The organism is Pseudomonas aegrilactucae (assembly GCF_019168305.1).
GTDB lineage: Bacteria > Pseudomonadota > Gammaproteobacteria > Pseudomonadales > Pseudomonadaceae > Aquipseudomonas > Aquipseudomonas aegrilactucae.
This window is the reverse complement of record NZ_JAHTBI010000011.1, coordinates 1-16,192: the sequence shown is the minus strand read 5'-3', so window position 1 is coordinate 16,192 and position 16,192 is coordinate 1. Positions and strand designations below refer to the sequence as shown.

The 16,192-nt window shown below is 65.1% G+C and carries 17 protein-coding genes; 6 read left to right on the top strand and 11 right to left on the bottom strand.

The window, feature by feature from the left end; translation table 11 throughout:
* Positions 1 to 22: 22 nt before the first annotated feature.
* The gene (locus KUO17_RS04780; protein ID WP_217973969.1) at positions 23 to 1,288 is read right to left on the bottom strand and encodes an Hsp70 family protein; all 1,266 of its coding nucleotides are present in this window, start codon (positions 1,286 to 1,288) and stop codon (positions 23 to 25) included.
* A gap of 166 nt (positions 1,289 to 1,454) precedes the next feature.
* On the opposite strand from KUO17_RS04780, the gene cbpA reads away from it, so the two are divergent.
* Together cbpA and KUO17_RS04770 are read left to right on the top strand one after the other, a co-directional pair.
* Positions 1,455 to 2,414 carry a curved DNA-binding protein gene (gene cbpA, locus KUO17_RS04775; protein ID WP_217973968.1) on the top strand — a complete coding sequence of 320 codons (960 nt, stop codon included), beginning with the start codon at positions 1,455 to 1,457 and terminating at the stop codon, positions 2,412 to 2,414.
* A gap of 2 nt (positions 2,415 to 2,416) precedes the next feature.
* Positions 2,417 to 2,722: a chaperone modulator CbpM gene (locus tag KUO17_RS04770; protein WP_217973966.1), complete on the top strand. Its 306-nt coding sequence runs from the start codon at positions 2,417 to 2,419 to the stop codon at positions 2,720 to 2,722.
* A 97-nt stretch (positions 2,723 to 2,819) separates the two neighbouring features.
* Here KUO17_RS04770 and KUO17_RS04765 read toward each other — a convergent pair whose 3' ends face one another.
* The 6 genes from KUO17_RS04765 to urtA all read right to left on the bottom strand — a co-directional run bounded on the left by KUO17_RS04765 (position 2,820) and on the right by urtA (position 9,025).
* Positions 2,820 to 3,344, bottom strand: coding sequence for a GNAT family N-acetyltransferase (locus tag KUO17_RS04765; protein ID WP_217973965.1), 525 nt, complete (start codon positions 3,342 to 3,344; stop codon positions 2,820 to 2,822).
* Between the two features lie 32 nt (positions 3,345 to 3,376).
* Positions 3,377 to 4,075: an urea ABC transporter ATP-binding subunit UrtE gene (gene urtE, locus KUO17_RS04760; RefSeq protein WP_217973963.1), complete on the bottom strand. Its 699-nt coding sequence runs from the start codon at positions 4,073 to 4,075 to the stop codon at positions 3,377 to 3,379.
* A 111-nt stretch (positions 4,076 to 4,186) separates the two neighbouring features.
* Positions 4,187 to 5,008: an urea ABC transporter ATP-binding protein UrtD gene (gene urtD, locus KUO17_RS04755; protein ID WP_420801209.1), complete on the bottom strand. Its 822-nt coding sequence runs from the start codon at positions 5,006 to 5,008 to the stop codon at positions 4,187 to 4,189.
* Positions 5,009 to 5,043: 35 nt separating this feature from the next.
* A complete protein-coding gene (gene urtC / locus KUO17_RS04750; RefSeq protein WP_217973961.1) occupies positions 5,044 to 6,123 on the bottom strand; it encodes an urea ABC transporter permease subunit UrtC in 1,080 nt (359 codons plus the stop codon).
* On the bottom strand, positions 6,123 to 7,625 hold the full coding sequence (urtB, locus tag KUO17_RS04745) for an urea ABC transporter permease subunit UrtB (protein WP_217973960.1): 1,503 nt from the start codon (positions 7,623 to 7,625) through the stop codon (positions 6,123 to 6,125). The genes urtC and urtB overlap by 1 nt, the downstream gene beginning before the upstream one ends.
* Positions 7,626 to 7,759: 134 nt before the next feature.
* The gene (urtA, locus tag KUO17_RS04740) at positions 7,760 to 9,025 is read right to left on the bottom strand and encodes an urea ABC transporter substrate-binding protein (protein ID WP_217973958.1); all 1,266 of its coding nucleotides are present in this window, start codon (positions 9,023 to 9,025) and stop codon (positions 7,760 to 7,762) included.
* A 245-nt stretch (positions 9,026 to 9,270) separates the two neighbouring features.
* On the opposite strand from urtA, the gene KUO17_RS26545 reads away from it, so the two are divergent.
* From KUO17_RS26545 to KUO17_RS04730, 3 genes are all read left to right on the top strand, one after another.
* Positions 9,271 to 9,465: a hypothetical protein gene (locus KUO17_RS26545; protein WP_255263416.1), complete on the top strand. Its 195-nt coding sequence runs from the start codon at positions 9,271 to 9,273 to the stop codon at positions 9,463 to 9,465.
* Between the two features lies 1 nt (position 9,466).
* Entirely contained in the window at positions 9,467 to 9,793 is a 327-nt protein-coding gene (locus KUO17_RS26540; protein WP_255263415.1) for a hypothetical protein, read from the top strand.
* Between the two features lie 114 nt (positions 9,794 to 9,907).
* Positions 9,908 to 10,438, top strand: a complete 531-nt coding sequence (locus KUO17_RS04730; RefSeq protein ID WP_217973956.1) for a hypothetical protein — start codon at positions 9,908 to 9,910, stop codon at positions 10,436 to 10,438.
* Here the strand turns inward: KUO17_RS04730 and cycA are convergent.
* Complete coding sequence (cycA, locus tag KUO17_RS04725) at positions 10,429 to 11,850, bottom strand: D-serine/D-alanine/glycine transporter (protein ID WP_217973954.1); 1,422 nt, start codon at positions 11,848 to 11,850, stop codon at positions 10,429 to 10,431. The genes KUO17_RS04730 and cycA overlap by 10 nt on opposite strands.
* 228 nt (positions 11,851 to 12,078) lie before the next feature.
* Between cycA and KUO17_RS04720 the strand changes: the two genes are divergently transcribed.
* Positions 12,079 to 13,581 carry a trypsin-like serine peptidase gene (locus KUO17_RS04720; RefSeq protein WP_217973952.1) on the top strand — a complete coding sequence of 501 codons (1,503 nt, stop codon included), beginning with the start codon at positions 12,079 to 12,081 and terminating at the stop codon, positions 13,579 to 13,581.
* Positions 13,582 to 13,591: 10 nt separating this feature from the next.
* Here KUO17_RS04720 and KUO17_RS04715 read toward each other — a convergent pair whose 3' ends face one another.
* From KUO17_RS04715 to KUO17_RS04705, 3 genes are all read right to left on the bottom strand, one after another.
* The gene (locus KUO17_RS04715) at positions 13,592 to 14,605 is read right to left on the bottom strand and encodes a FecCD family ABC transporter permease (RefSeq protein ID WP_217973950.1); all 1,014 of its coding nucleotides are present in this window, start codon (positions 14,603 to 14,605) and stop codon (positions 13,592 to 13,594) included.
* Positions 14,602 to 15,546, bottom strand: coding sequence for an ABC transporter substrate-binding protein (locus KUO17_RS04710; RefSeq protein ID WP_217973949.1), 945 nt, complete (start codon positions 15,544 to 15,546; stop codon positions 14,602 to 14,604). Before KUO17_RS04710 ends, KUO17_RS04715 begins: the two co-directional genes overlap by 4 nt.
* On the bottom strand, positions 15,543 to 16,192 hold a 650-nt coding region (locus tag KUO17_RS04705; protein WP_217973947.1), incomplete at its 5' end, for an ABC transporter ATP-binding protein. The genes KUO17_RS04710 and KUO17_RS04705, both read right to left, overlap by 4 nt.

Here is a 16,192-nt window from a genome sequence, read left to right as displayed (position 1 = left end):
CACATCCTTGTGGGAAGGCGGGCTAGCCGTAGCGTTTGCGGGCTTCGATCGCCAGGCCGCTGCCGATGCTGCCGAAGATGTTGCCTTCGACGTGCCGTGCATTGGGCAGCATTGCCGCCACGCTCTGGCGCAGCGCCGGAATGCCGCTGGAACCGCCGGTGAAGAATACCGTATCGACCTGCGCTACACCTACGCCGGCCTTGTTCAGCAGTTCGCTGACACTGCCACGTACGCGTTCGAGCTGGTTGTCGATGGCCGCTTCGAACAGGGCGCGGGTCAACTCGACACTGAGCTCGGGCTGCACCCGCTTGAGGTCGACCAGGCGGCTGTCGCTGTGGGTCAGTTCGATCTTGGTGGCTTCCACTTCCATCGCCAGCCAGTGACCGGCGCGCTGTTCGATCAGCTTGAACAGGCGGTCGATGCCGTCGGTGTCCTCGATGTCGTAGCGCATGCTGCCCAGCGCCAGCTGTGATTTCTGCGAGTACACCGAGTTGATGGTGTGCCAGGTGGCCAGGTTCATGTGGTGGCTGGTGGGCATGAACGCACCGCTTTTCATGCGGCTGCCGTAGCCGAACAGCGGCATCACGCCCTGCAGGCTGAGCTGCTTGTCGAAGTCGGTACCGCCGATGTGCACGCCGCCCGTGGCCAGGATGTCGCTGTGACGGTCATCGAGCATGTGCCGCTCGGGCGCCAGACGCACCAGCGAGAAGTCCGAGGTACCCCCGCCGATGTCGACGATCAGCACCAGCTCTTCGCCCTGGATGTTCGACTCGTAGTCGAAGGCCGCGGCGATCGGTTCGTACTGGAAAGACACGTCCTTGAAGCCGATCTTCTTCGCCACCTCGGCCAGGGTGTCTTCGGCTTCCTGGTCGGCGGCCTGGTCGTCGTCGACGAAATGCACCGGACGGCCCAGCACCACTTCATCGAAGGCACGCTCGGCATTGGCTTCGGCGCGCTTTTTCAGCTCGCCGATGAACATCCCCAGCAGGTCCTTGAAGGGCAGCGCGGTACCCAGCACGCTGGTGTCGTGCTTGATCAGCTTGGAGCCCAGCAGGCTCTTGAGCGAGCGCATCAGGCGGCCTTCGTAGCCTTCCAGGTACTCGTGCAGGGCCAGGCGGCCGTACACCGGGCGCCGCTCCTCGATATTGAAGAACACCACCGAAGGCAAGGTGATCTTGCCGTCTTCCAGGGCAATCAGCGAATCCACGCCGGGGCGGTGCCAGCCGACGGTGGAGTTGGAGGTGCCGAAGTCGATACCGCAGGCGCGGGCCGGTGCTGTGAGACTCATGGGTGTGCTTCCGGGGGAAAAACGGCCGCGCAGTTTATGCCAGCCATCAGCAGAATCAAGACCGAATATCTGCTTGGCAGCAATCCTTTGTCCGACTTGAAAGGCTATGCTTGACCCCAATCTTCACAGCAGTGATGCATTCGATAACCGATGGTGAATCGTAAAGATGGACTTCAAAGACTATTACAAGATCCTTGGCGTTGAGCCGACGGCGGATGACAAGGCGATCAAGGCCGCCTACCGCAAGCTCGCGCGCAAGTATCACCCGGACGTCAGCAAAGAGCGTGACGCCGAAAACCAGTTCAAAGAGGTGAACGAGGCCTACGAGGCCCTGAGCAGCCCGGAGAAACGCGCCGAATACGACGAACTGCGCAAGTACGGCCAGCACGGCCGGCCGTTCCAGGGCCCGCCAGGTTGGGAAAGCCGTGGCGGTGGCGGTGCCGATTTTGGCGGCGGCGGTGATTTTTCGGACTTCTTCAGTTCCATCTTCGGCTCGGCCGGGCGTGGCAACGGCAACCCTTTTGGCCGCGGCCAGCAACGCAGTGCCGGTCGGCGAGGGCAGGACGTGGAAATGGAACTGGCGGTTTTCCTCGAGGAAACCCTGGCCAACGAGTCGAAGCAGATCAGCTTCCAGGTGCCGCAGTACAACGCGGCCGGGCAGCGTACCGGTGACACCACCAAGACCCTTAACGTGAAGATTCCGGCCGGGGTGACCGACGGCGAGCGTATCCGCCTCAAGGGCCAGGGCGCTCCGGGCGTGGGCGGCGGGGCCAATGGCGACCTGTACCTGATCATTCGCCTGGCACCTCACCCGCTGTTCGATGTCGAAGGTCATGACCTGATCATCACCGTGCCGCTGGCACCGTGGGAGGCCGCGCTGGGCACCAAGGTCGAGATGCCGACCCTGACCGGCAAGCTCAACCTGACCATTCGCCCGGACAGCCAGAGTGGCCAGCGCCTGCGCATCAAGGGCATGGGCCTGAGCAACAAGCAGGGCCAGCGTGGTGACCTGTACGCGCAACTGAAGGTGGTGATGCCGGCGCAGTCGGATGCCGCGACCCGTGAATTGTGGACAAAACTGTCGGAGAAGGCCGGGTTCAACCCGCGAAATCAATGGAGTAAGTGACCATGAGCAGCACCCTGATCGTTCAACTGGACATGCGTACCCTGTGTCAGGAGGCCGGTGTACCGGCCGACTATGTGATCGAGATCGTCGAACATGGCATCGTTGAACCGTCGGGGCGAACGCCGGAGGACTGGGTGTTCGACGACCGTGCGCCGGTGCTGGCCAAGCGCGCAGTCAAGCTGCACCAGGAGCTGGAACTGGAGTGGGAAGGGGTGGCGCTGGCGCTGGAGTTGCTGGAGCAAGTGCAGCAGTTGCGCAGCGAGAATTCGATGTTGAAGCAGCGCCTGGGCAGGTTCGTGCAAGGCTGACTGGCCTCTTCGCTGGCAAGCCAGCTCCCACAGGTACTGCAGGGCGCTTGAGAGCAACGCCAACCCCGTGGGAGCTGGCTTGCCAGCGAAGGCGGCCTCAAACCTGTGGAGGTTCAGCCTCCGGCGCCAGCATCAGTTGCATGAAGGTCAAATCCAGCCACTTGCCGAACTTCACCCCCACCTGCGGCATCTGCCCGGTCACCCTGAACCCCAGCCGTTCATGCAAGCGGATCGAGGCGGTGTTGCCGCTCTCGATCGCGGCCACCATCACATGCTTGCCACAGCCCTTGGCGCGCTCGATCAGCGCCTGCATCAGCAACGGCCCCAGCCCCTGGCCACGCTGATCGCTGCGGATGTACACCGAGTGCTCCACGGTATGGCGAAAGCCCTCGAACGGCCGCCAGTCGCCAAACGAGGCATAGCCCAGCACGTCACCTGCGTCATTGCGAGCCACCAGAATCGGATAATGCTGCCCCTGACGCGCCGCGAACCACGCCTGGCGATTGCCCAGGTCGACCGTCTGTTCGTTCCAGATCGCCAGGGTGTTGAGTACCGCGTCGTTGTAGATGTCACGGATGGCCGGCAGGTCGGCGTGTACGGCGTCGCGGATCAGGTGAGTCATGAAAGGCTCTCGAAACTGGACAGGCCAACAGATTAAATCGTTACCAGGCCGCGTACACCCTCGGCCTCCATATTTTCCCCACGCCCCTGCTGCACGATCTCGCCGCGCGACATCACCAGGTACTGGTCGGCAAGTTCGGCGGCAAAGTCGTAGAACTGTTCCACCAGCAGGATCGCCATGTCGCCACGGGCAGCGAGCGTGCTGATGACCGCGCCGATTTCCTTGATCACCGACGGCTGGATGCCCTCGGTGGGCTCGTCCAGGATCAGCAGGCGCGGGCGGCTGGCCAGCGCACGGCCGATGGCCAGTTGCTGTTGCTGACCGCCGGACAGGTCGCCGCCACGGCGGTGCTTCATCTGCAGCAGTACCGGGAACAGTTCGTAGATGAAGGCCGGCACTTCCCGTGCCTCCTTCGCGCCGAAGCGTGACAGGCCCATCAGCAGGTTCTCCTCCACGGTCAGGCGCGGGAAGATCTCGCGGCCCTGGGGCACGTAGGCGATGCCGGCCTGCACGCGCTGGTGCGGCTTGAGCGTGGTGATCGGCTGGCCTTCCCAGTGCACCTGACCTTCACGGGCGGGCAGCAGGCCCATCAGGCAACGCAGCAGGGTGGTCTTGCCCACGCCGTTGCGGCCCAGCAGGCAGGTGACTTCGCCCACCTTGGCCTCGAACGACAGGCCACGCAGGATGTGGCTGCCGCCGTAGTATTGGTGCAGGGTGTCGATTTTTAACATGCGTGTTGATCCTGTGCTGACGGTTGCGACGCCTTCGCTGGCAAGCCGGCTCCCACAGGGTTTTGTGAGCGCCGCAAATCCCTGTGGGAGCTGGCTTGCCAGCGAAGCTTTTTAGCGGCCCAGATACACCTCGATCACCCGATCATCGGCCTGCACCTGCTCCAGCGAACCCTCGGCCAGCACGCTGCCCTGGTGCAGCACCGTCACATGGTCGGCAATGCTGCCGACAAAGCCCATGTCGTGCTCCACCACCATCAGCGAATGCTTGCCGGCCAGGCTTTTGAACAGCTCGGCGGTGAATTCGGTCTCGGCATCGGTCATGCCCGCCACCGGTTCATCCAGCAGCAGCAACTGCGGGTCCTGCATCAGCAACATGCCGATCTCCAGGAACTGCTTCTGCCCATGCGAGAGCAACCCCGCCGGGCGCTGCGCCGAGCTCGTCAGGCGAATGGTCTGCAGCACCTCGCCGATGCGATCCTTCTGCTCGCCACTCAACGTCGCGCACAGGCTGGCCCACACCGACTTGTCGGCCTTCTGCGCCAGTTCCAGGTTCTCGTACACGCTCAAGGCCTCGAACACCGTGGGCTTCTGGAACTTGCGCCCGATCCCGGCCTGGGCAATCTGTACCTCGCTCATACGCGTCAGGTCCAGGGTCTCGCCAAACCAGGCCTTGCCGGCGCTGGGCCGGGTCTTGCCGGTGATCACGTCCATCAGCGTGGTCTTGCCCGCGCCGTTGGGGCCGATGATGCAGCGCAGTTCACCCACGCCGATGTACAGGTTCAGGTCGTTCAGGGCCTTGAAACCGTCGAAGCTGACGCTGATGTCTTCCAGGGTCAGCACGGTGCCGTGGCGTACGTCCAGGCCCGGCTGTCGGCTTTGCCCCAGGCCAATGGCGTCGCGCCCGCTACCGGCGTCGAGGATCGGTTCGAGCATGAATTCGGGGTGCACGGCGGGCAGCGGTACGCTTCTCATTGTTCGCCCCTTTTCTTCAGCAGGCCGACCACGCCCTTGGGCAGGTACAGGGTCACGAGGATGAACAGCGCGCCGAGGAAGAACAGCCAGAACTCGGGGAACGCCACGGTGAACCAGCTCTTCATGCCATTGACCAGGCCTGCGCCCAGCAGCGGCCCGATCAGGGTGCCGCGCCCGCCGAGCGCGACCCACACGGCGGCCTCGATGGAGTTGGTCGGGGACATTTCGCTGGGGTTGATGATGCCCACCTGCGGCACGTACAGCGCCCCGGCCAGGCCGCACAGCACGGCGCTGAGCACCCACACGAAGAGCTTGAAGCCGCGTGGGTCGTAGCCGCAGAACATCAGGCGGTTCTCGGCGTCGCGCAGCGCCGTGAGCACCCGCCCGAACTTGCTGCGCGCCAGCCGCCAGCCCAGGTACAGGCTGCCCACCAGCAGCGCCACGGTGAGCAGGAACAGCACCGCGCGGGTGCCCTGGGCGGTGATCTCGAAGCCCAGGATGCGGCGAAAGTTGGTGAAGCCGTTGTTGCCGCCAAAGCCGGTCTCGTTGCGAAAGAACAGCAGCATGCCGGCGAAGGTCAGGGCCTGGGTCATGATCGAGAAATACACGCCCTTGATCCGCGAGCGGAACGCGAAGTAGCCGAACACCAGCGCCAGCAGCCCCGGCGCCAGCACCACCAGGCACAGCGCCCAGGCAAAATGCTGGGTGCCGGCCCAGTACCACGGCAGCTCGGTCCACGAGAGGAAGGTCATGAACGCCGGCAGGCCGTCACCGGCCGCTTCGCGCATCAGGTACATGCCCATGGCATAGCCGCCCAGGGCGAAGAACAGGCCATGGCCCAGCGACAGCAGCCCGGCGTAGCCCCACACCAGGTCAAGCGCCAGGGCAACGACGGCATAGCAGAGGATCTTGCCCACCAGGGTCAGGGTGTAGGCCGACACCTGCAGGCTGTGCCCGGCCGGCAGCAGCGACAGCAGCGGCAGGGCGATCAGCACCAGCAGTACCAGGGCACCGATGGCCAGGGTCAGGCGCGGGCCGGCTTTTTGCGTGGCAGTGACAAGCAGTGGCTGGTTCATCAGTCGATTACCCGTCCCTTGAGGGCGAACAGACCTTGCGGGCGCTTCTGGATGAACAGAATGATCAGCGCAAGGATGAGGATCTTGCCGAGCACCGCACCGATCTGCGGCTCCAGCAATTTGTTGGCGATCCCTAGGCCGAAGGCGGCCCAGAGGGTGCCGGCCAGCTGCCCGACACCGCCGAGCACCACCACCAGGAACGAGTCGATGATGTAGCTCTGGCCCAGGTCCGGGCCGACGTTGCCGATCTGGCTCAGGGCCACGCCGCCCAGGCCGGCGATACCCGAGCCCAGGCCAAAGGCGAGCATGTCCACGCGACCGGTGGGCACGCCGCAGCAGGCGGCCATGTTGCGGTTCTGGGTGACGGCGCGCACGTTCAGGCCCAGTCGTGTCTTGTTCAGCAGCAGCCAGGTCAGCAGCACCACGAACAGGGCAAAACCGATGATCACGATACGGCTGTAGGGCAGTACCAGGTTGGGCAGCACCTGCAGGCCGCCGGACAGCCAGGCCGGGTTGGCCACCTCGACGTTCTGGGCGCCGAACAGCAGGCGGATGGCCTGGATCAGGATCAGGCTGATGCCCCAGGTGGCCAGCAGGGTTTCCAGCGGGCGGCCGTAGAGATGACGGATGACGGTGCGCTCCAGCAGCATGCCGACCCCGGCGCTGACGCCGAAGGCCACCGGCAGTGCCAGCAGCGGGTAGAACTCCAGGGCACCGGGCGCATAGCGCTGTACCAGCAGTTGCACGACATAGGTGCTGTAGGCACCGAGCATCAGCATTTCGCCGTGGGCCATGTTGATCACTCCCAGCAAGCCGAAGGTGATCGCCAGGCCCAGCGCGGCCAGCAGCAGGATCGAGCCCAGCGACAGGCCGCTGAAGGCCTGGCCCAGCAATTCGCCGATCAGCAGCTTGCGCTTGACCTGGGCCAGGCTGGTTTCGGCGGCGGTGCGCACCGTGGGGTCGGTTTCGACGCCGGGCTCGAGCAGGCTTTCGAGGCGGGTGCGGGCCATCGGGTCGCCGGTTTCGCCCAGCAGGCGCACGGCGGCCAGACGTACCGCCGGGTCGGTGGCGACCAGTTGCAGGTTGGCCAGGGCCAGGCCGAGTGCGGCGTGCACGGCGGCGTCGGTCTCGCTGGCGAAGCGCCGGTCGAGGAAGGCGACCTGGGCGGGTTGTGCACTTTTTTGCAGTTGCTGGGCAGCACTCAGGCGCACCTTGACGTCACTGCTGAGCAGTTGATGGCTGGCCAGCGCATTGTCGACCAGCCCGCGCAGGCGGTTGTTCAGGCGCAGCTTGCGGCTGTCGTCGGGGCCCAGGCGGCCTTGCTGAAGGGACGTCAGCAGCTCGAGGCGCGCGGGGTCGGGTTGCGCCGCCCAGCCTTGCAGCAGGCTGGCCTGCTCGTTGGGCTTGGCGGCGATGAAGAAGTCGGCGTCGCCGGCGGCCTGCGCGGCCAGGGGCAGCAGCAGGAGCAGGGCGAGCAGCAGAGTGTGGAGTGCCTTGGGCATGGCGGCTTCCTTGAGAAGTGAGGTGACTGTCAGGCCTCTTCGCTGGCAAGCCAGCTCCCACAGGTTGTGTGAGCGCCTTGGATCCCTGTGGGAGCAGGCTTGCCAGCGAAGGGGCCGCAAGGCGGCCCCCAGCCTCAGTTACCTTTCACGGCATAATCCGGCCGCTTGTCATTGCCCGGAATGAACGGGCTCCACGGCTGCGCACGCAGCGGCTGCTCGGTCTGCCACACCACGCTGAACTGCCCGTCATCCTGGATCTCGCCGATCATCACCGGCTTGTGCAGGTGGTGGTTGGTCTTGTCCATGGTCAGGGTGAAGCCCGACGGCGCCTTGAACGACTGCCCCGCCAGCGCCTCGCGCACTTTGTCCACGTCGGTGGACTTGGCCTTTTCCACGGCCTGCGCCCACATATGGATGCCCACATAGGTGGCCTCCATCGGGTCGTTGGTCACGGCCTTGTCGGCGCCCGGCAGGTTCCTGGCCTTGGCGTAGGCCTTCCAGTCGGACACGAACTGCGTGTTGACCGGGTTGTCCACCGACTCGAAGTAGTTCCACGCCGCCAGGTGCCCCACCAGCGGCTTGGTGTCGATGCCGCGCAGCTCTTCTTCACCCACCGAGAACGCCACCACCGGTACATCCGTAGCCTTCAGGCCCTGGTTGGCCAGCTCCTTGTAGAACGGCACGTTGGAGTCGCCATTGACGGTGGAGATCACCGCGGTCTTGCCACCGGCCGAGAACTTCTTGATGTTGGCGACGATGGTCTGGTAGTCGCTGTGGCCGAACGGGGTGTACACCTCTTCGATGTCCTTGTCGGCCACGCCCTTGCTGTGCAGGAACGCGCGCAGGATCTTGTTGGTGGTGCGCGGGTAGACGTAGTCGGTGCCCAGCAGGAAGTAGCGCTTGGCTGCGCCGCCGTCCTCGCTCATCAGGTAGTCCACCGCCGGGATCGCCTGCTGGTTGGGCGCGGCGCCTGTGTAGAACACGTTGGGCGACATCTCCTCACCTTCATACTGCACCGGGTAGAACAGCAGCCCGTTGAGTTCCTCGAACACCGGCAGCACCGACTTGCGCGACACCGAGGTCCAGCAGCCGAACACCACCGCCACCTTGTCCTGGGTCAGCAGCTGGCGGCTCTTCTCGGCGAACAGCGGCCAGTTCGACGCCGGGTCGACCACCACCGCCTCGAGCATCTTGCCGTTCACCCCGCCCTTGGCGTTGATCTGCTCGATGGTCATCAGGGCCATGTCCTTGAGCGAAGTCTCGGAGATCGCCATGGTGCCCGACAGCGAATGCAGGATGCCGACCTTGATGGTCTCGGCGGCCTGGATCGTCCAGCTCAGGCCCATCGCGGCAATCGACGCGCTGAGGGTGAATGCCTTGATCAGACTGCGACGCTTCATAGTGCTCTCTCCATGGAATCGGATGGTTCTGGTGGGCCGATGGCGACTTCTGCACAGAGCTTTAGCAAGGGCTGTGCCGATGTCGTGTACAGGCCTGCCAGACGCGTGTGGGCACGCTGGAGGGCAGGGCAGGCGCACCGTGATGGCGCCCGCCGTGGTGCAGTGCGCGCAGGCCTGCACTGCAATAGTTCACACCGATGGTTTACCCTTGCCCCCTCTCACGCCCAGGCTCAAGGACGCCCGTCATGGAACAGTCTTCGCTGTATTTCCGCTGTACCCTTACCCCCACCCAGTACCAGGCCGCGATGGCGGCACCCGCCGCAAGGCCGCGCGAGTTCGACGACTGGCAGCAGTGGCTGGAGCGCTCCATCGGGGCGGGCGAGTTCTCTGAGCAGGACCTGGACAGCGGCGGCCGGGGGGGCGCTGGGCGAGTGGCTTGAGGTGTGGACGCAGGACACGCCCGGCAGCCTGCTGCAGTACGACGCGGCGCAGGGCGTCTGGCAGTTCGCACTGCTGGAATTCACCGACAACTATGGCGAGATGCTCCAGTTGCTGGCACCGCTGCGCAGGGCGGCGCAGTACGCCGACCCCGAGGCCGACAGTTTCGTGCTGATCTATTCGTACCTATGGGGGGATGGCGACGATGCCTTCATCACCCTCGATCAGCAGCGCAGCCAGTTTGCCGAAGCACCCTCGGCGCAGCAGCGCGCAGAAGCGGATGCCGTGCTGGGAGGGCTGATGCACACCGTCCAGCAGATGTACGACTGAATCCGTTCGCGCGGGTGGCGCGCCAGGTTGTGTCGATGAACTGTGCGCAGCCATCGAGCATGGCTTTGGTTTACCCTTGCGCCCTCACTTCACCTCGGCTCAAGGATTTTCGCCATGGAAGCGTCATCGCTGTACTTTCGCTGCAACATCACCCCTGCCCAATATAAGGCCGCGATCACCTCACCTGCGGTGGGCGCCGGCGAGTTCGATGACTGGCAGCAATGGCTGGACGCTGCAGAGGTGCACGGGGTACGTGATCTTGAGCAGAAGGCGCCTGAACATGCGCCGGCATTGGGCGATTTGCTCCAGGGCTGGGTCGACTGCATGTACGGGAGCCTGATGCAGTACGACGAGGCGTCGCAGGTCTGGCAGTTTGCGCTGGTGGAGTTCACCAACAATTACGGCGAGATGATCCAGCTGCTGGCCCCTCTGCGCCAGATGGCGCAGTACGCCAAGCCGGAGTCAGACAGCTTCCTGCTGGTCTATTCGTACATCTGGGGTGATGGCGACAATGCGTTCCTCACCCTGGGCCAGCAGCGCAGCCAGTTCGCCAGCGGCCCTTCGCCCGAGCAGCGGGCCGAGGCCGATGGCGTGCTGGAGGGGCTTGCCGAGGCCCTCCAGCAGGAACAATACGACTACGACTGACGCGGCGCGGCAGCGGGCAGCGGTGCACGCGCCTGACGCTTGCGCCGCACGCTCTGGTAGGTGACGGCCAGCAGCACGAACCACAGTGGCGTCACCAGCAGGGCCTGGCGGGTATCGCTCTCCAGGCACAGCAGCACCAGGATGAAGGCGAAGAAGGCCAGGCACACCCAGCACATCAAGCGCCCGCCCGGCATCTTGTATTTCGAGGCCTGGTGCAGCGCCGGGCGCTCCTTGCGGTAGGTCAGGTAGGACAGCAGGATCAGCGTCCACACGAACATGAACAGGATCGCCGACACCGTGGTCACCAGGGTGAAGGCTTCGATCAGGTCGGGAATCACATACATCAGCGCCGCACCCAGCAGCAGGCAGGTGCACGAAAAGTACAGGCCGTTGGCCGGCACCTTGCGGCTGGACAGGGTCTCGAAGCTTTTTGGCGCATCACCCTGCTGGGCCAGGCCGAACAGCATGCGGCTGGTGGAGAACACGCCGCTGTTGGCCGAGGACGCCGCCGAGGTCAGCACCACGAAGTTGATGATGCTCGCCGCCGCCGGCAACCCGGCCAGCACGAACAGTTCGACGAACGGGCTCTTGCCCGGCACCACGTCGCGCCACGGGGTCACCGCCATGATCGCGATCAGCGCCAGCACGTAGAACATGATGATGCGGATCGGGATCGAGTTGATCGCCCGCGGCAACGTGCGCTCGGGGTTCTTGGCTTCGGCGGCGGTGGTGCCCACCAGCTCGATGCCGACAAAGGCGAACACGGCAATCTGAAAGCCTGCGAAAAAGCCCATCAGGCCATGCGGGAACATGCCCGCGTCGTTCCACAGGTTGCTCAGTTGCGCGCTGCTGCCACCGGGCGACTGGAAGCCGACGAACACCATGTACAGGCCGGTGCACACCAAGGCCAGGATCGCGATGATCTTGATCAGGGCGAACCAGAACTCGATTTCACCGAACAGTTTCACGGTGATCAGGTTGAGCGACAGCAGTACGCCCACGCAGGCCAGTGCCGGCGCCCACTGCGGCAGGTCGGGGAACCAGAACTGTGAATAGGCGGCGATCGCGATCACGTCGGCGATACCGGTGATGATCCAGCAGAACCAGTAGGTCCAGCCGGTGAAGTAGCCGGCCCAGGGGCCGAGCAGGTCGGAGGCGAAATCGATGAACGACTTGTAGTTGAGGTTCGACAGCAGCAGTTCGCCCATGGCGCGCATGACGAAGAACAGCATGAAGCCGATGATCATGTAGACGAAGATGATCGACGGCCCGGCCAGGCTGATGGTCTTGCCCGAGCCCATGAACAGGCCAGTACCGATGGCACCGCCAATGGCGATGAGCTGGATGTGACGGTTGGTGAGGTTGCGTTGCAGGTCGTGCGAGGGGGTGTCGGGGGGCTGATGTACGGTCATTGGCTGGCATTCCATTGAGGGCAGTCTTATTGTGGATCAAACGCTCGTTAGGCTATCACGGGCTTTTGCTGTTGAACCGCGACAATACGTCTCAACCTTTGACCCGCGGCATCTGGCATTTCTGTCAGTAGACGCATGGGTGCATTCTCACCAACATGGCCCCCAGGACAGGACAACGCCACGTGAGGTGAAGGTATGGACGGCCGCCACGGTTGCACGCTACATACGATGAGCTGCCTGCTGCTGGTTTCGGGGCTCGGTACGGTGTCGTTGGCGGGCGCTGACGGGCGACTGCCAGGCGAGGTTGCGCTCGATGCTGCAGCATCTGCACGCCTGTTGGCATCCACCGACAATTACGCGGGGCGTTTTCACGGTGTGGGGCAGTTGCGAGCGGCCAGCAGTTGCACGGCCACCCTGGTCGCGGCGAGCGACTCGCCGCCGGCCAATGCGCCTGCGCTGATTCTCACCGCAGGCCACTGTGTCAACTACTTCGACCAGAACGAGGTGTGGGTAGACCGCCCCGGCGAGGCGCACTGGCGTTTCACGCCGGCATTCTTCCATGACACCCAGGCCCAGCACCGCGCCTATCCGATCAAGCGCATCCTGTATGCCACGATGAAAGCCGTCGACCTGGCGGTCCTGGAACTGGACACCACCTACGGAGAGTTGAAGAGGCGGCGTATCGAACCGTTGCAACTGCGCACATTCGACACTGACATACGCCCGATCGAACTGCTGCAGGTGCCCGTGATCGGGGTGGCTCCCCAGGAGCAGTTTCTGCGCCATGCCGAATGTTCCACGCAGCCGCGCCAGGCGATCTACGAGTCCTTTGCACCGTGGTTCTGGCCCCGAGCGGTGGGCAATGAGTGTGACGGGGTAGCGGGGGGCTCCTCAGGCGGCCCGGTGGTGGAGCGCCTGCAGAACCGGATCATCGGCGTGCTCAATACCACCCTCGAGCGCACGTTCAACGGCTGCGGCCTGGCCCGCCCGTGCGAGATCGATGCTCAGCAGCAGGCCCATGCCCGCGAGGGCAGCAGCTACTTCACCACGGTCGAACGCCTGGTACCTGCCTTCCAGGCCGATGGCTCGTTCGATGCCGCTGGCCTGGATACCGAACCCAAGGTGCTGTTCGAGCGGCCCTTCCAGCATGTCTGGACCACCCGCAGCCAGGTGCCGGATGCGGACGGCACGTTGCACCCCTCGCGCTGGGACCTGCGCCTGGGCGGTGCATTCGAGCAGGTGCGGTTCAAGACCGGCGGCGCACAGGCCACCGACTGCGAGAGCCCGCAAGGCTACGGCGAGGCAGTGCCGATTGCCCAGCAGCCGCTGCTGAACAGGGCGGCACCGGCGGCAGAGGGTGTGTACATCGCGTGTGTGATTGGCAAACCGGTGGGCGCACCCTGGCAGCAGCATGCCTCGTTCGCGCTACGCGAAATCGACGATACGCCGCCCACGGCCAAACCCGCCCTGGGGCGTCGCGACAGTGAAGAAGCCTGGCGTGTCATGGCCACCTCGGCGCCCAACGAGCTGTCCAGCGTAATGTACAAGTACGGCCCACTGGAAACCGTGGATTGCGCTGCTGCGCAGGACTACCGGCCGCAACTCAATAATCACTATCACACGCTCGACAAGGGCCGTGCCTGGCGCTTCTGTGCCTATGGCCTGGACCTTGCCGAAAATCGCGGGCCGGTGTTGCAGGAGGACTTCACCCCGGCTGCCCAGGCGCGCTGAGCGCCCGGCCTCAGCGCCGGCGCATCATGCCGATGAAGAACAACCCGCCGATGGCCGCCGTGGCGATGCCGATCGGCAGGTCTTCCGGCGCGATCAGCGTGCGCGCCGCCACATCCACCCAGATCAGGAACAGGCTGCCCAGCAGCAACGACACCGGCAACAACCGCCGGTGCTCGGCGCCCACCAGGCGCCGCGCGATGTGCGGCACCATCAGCCCGACAAAACCGATCGAGCCGCTGATGGCCACCAGTACGCCAGTCAGCAGCGAACAGATCAGAAACGCCATCAGGCGTACCGAGCGGGCATTCAGGCCCAGGGTCACGGCAGTCTGCTCGCCGGCCATCAGGGCGTTGAGCGCACGGGCCATGCCCAGCAGCAACACCAGCCCCAGCAGCACGCTGGCGGCCGGCACCGCCAGCAGCTCCCAGCGCGCCAGGCCCAAACCGCCGAGCATCCAGAACATCACTGCAGAGCTGGCACGGTGATCGCCCAGAAACAGCAGCAGGTTGGCCAGCGCCATCATCACGAACGCCACCGCCACGCCGCACAGCAGCAGGCGGTCGCTGTCCAGGCGCCCGTGCCGGCTGGCGATCGCCAGCACCAGCAGCATGCTGCACAAGGCGCCGACGAAGGCCGCCAGCGGTAGCGTGAGCACGCCGATCAATTCGCCCACGTGCAGCACCACCAGCACCGCGCCCAGGGTTGCACCGGAGGTCACGCCGAGCAGGTGCGGGTCGGCCAGCGGGTTGCGCGTGACCGCCTGCAACACCGCGCCGATCAGCGCCAGGCCACCGCCCACCAGGGCGCCCAGCAGCATGCGCGGCACTCGTATCAGCCACACGATGTGTTCCTGCCCGGCGGTCCAGGCGGGGGTTTCAGGTGCGATGCCGAACACCTTGAACAGCAGCACCTGCCACACTACGTTCACCGGTACTGGCGCGGAACCGAAACCCAGCGACAGCACGCACGACACCAGCAACAGGCCGGCCAGGGCCAGCAGCATCAGGCGATAGCGGCCACTCATGCGCCGTGCAGGCTCTGGGCGATCGCCTCGATCGCCTCGACGTTGTCCAGGCTGGGCGTCGCACCGACATACGGGATGACCACGAAGCGCCTGTTGCGCACCGCATCCACCGACTGCAGCGCCGGGTGCTGTTCGAGGAACTGCTGCTTCTGTGCGGCGCTGATTTCGCCGTAATCGACGATCACGATCACTTCGGGATTGCGCGCCACCACGCTCTCCCAGTTGACGCGGGTCCAGCTGGCCTCGACGTCATCGAGAATGTTGCGCCCGCCGGCGGCGTTGATCAGTGCCTCGGGCATGCCCAGGCGCCCGGAGGTCATGGCGCGGTCCTCGCCGCTGTCGTACAGGAACACCCGCGGGCGGTGTGCCGGCAGGTGCTGCTGCACGCGCGCCACGCGCTGCTGCATCTGTTCGATCAGTTGGCTGGCGCGGGCCTGCACGTCGAAGATCCGGCCCAGGTTGCGCAGGTCGGTGTAGGTGTCGTCGAGGCTGGCCGGCGGGCGCTTCATCACGAACGCGCACGACTCGGTCAGCTCATACACCGCGATGCCCAGCGGCGCCAGGCTTTGCGGGGTGAGGTCGCCGCCCACACGCATGCCGTAGTCCCAGCCGGCGAAAAAGAAGTCGACGTTGGCGTTGAGCAGGGTTTCCACCGACGGGTACTTGCTGGCCAGTTCCGGCAGGCCATCGAGTTCCTTGCGCAGTGCCGGGGTCACCGCCTTCCAGCCGCTGACCCCGCTGTAGCCGACCATCTTCGAACGCAGGCCGAGGGCGAGCATCATCTGGGTCATGTTGATGTCGTGGCTCAGGGCCCGTTCGGGGGCCTTGGCGAAGGTCACCGCGCGGTTGCAACTGGTCACCGTGAGCGGGTAGCGGGTGGCCTCGGCCAGCGCGCTGCCGGCCAGCAGGCACAGGCCGAGCAGAAGGGCAGTTCGGATCATCGTGGGGTTATCCAGGTGATGCGTGGATGGTCGGCCAGCGGGTGGCGGTCGATCAGCGCCTCGACGCCGAACACCTCGCGCAGCAGTTCGGCGGTGAGCACCTCGTGCGGCGTGCCGCTGGTGATCACGCCGCCGTGGTCGAGCACATATAGGCGGTCGCAGAAGGCGGCGGCCAGGTTCAGGTCATGGATGCTGGCCAGGGTGGCGATGCGCAGCTGGCGCACCTGGTGCAGCAGGGCCAGCTGGTAGCGCGGGTCGAGGTGGTTGGTGGGTTCGTCGAGGATCAGCACCTGGGGTTGCTGGACCAGGGCGCGGGCCAGGATCACGCGCTGCTTTTCACCGCCCGAGAGGGTGGCGAAGGCGTGCCCGTCGAAGCCTTGCAGGCCCACGGCGGTGAGGGCCTGCTGCACGCGCTGGCGGTCTTGCGCGCTGTCGCCGTCGAACAGCCCCTTGTGCGGAGTGCGGCCCATGGCGACCACTTCCTCGACGCTCAGGCCAAAGGCGTCGGGGAACTCCTGCAGCACCACCGCGATGCGCTGGGCGCACCAGCGCGGGGTTTGCTGCCAGAGGTCATGACCGTCGAGGGTGACATGGCCGCGTTCGGGCGCATTGAAGCGGTAGGCGCAGCGCAGCAGGCTGGTCTTGC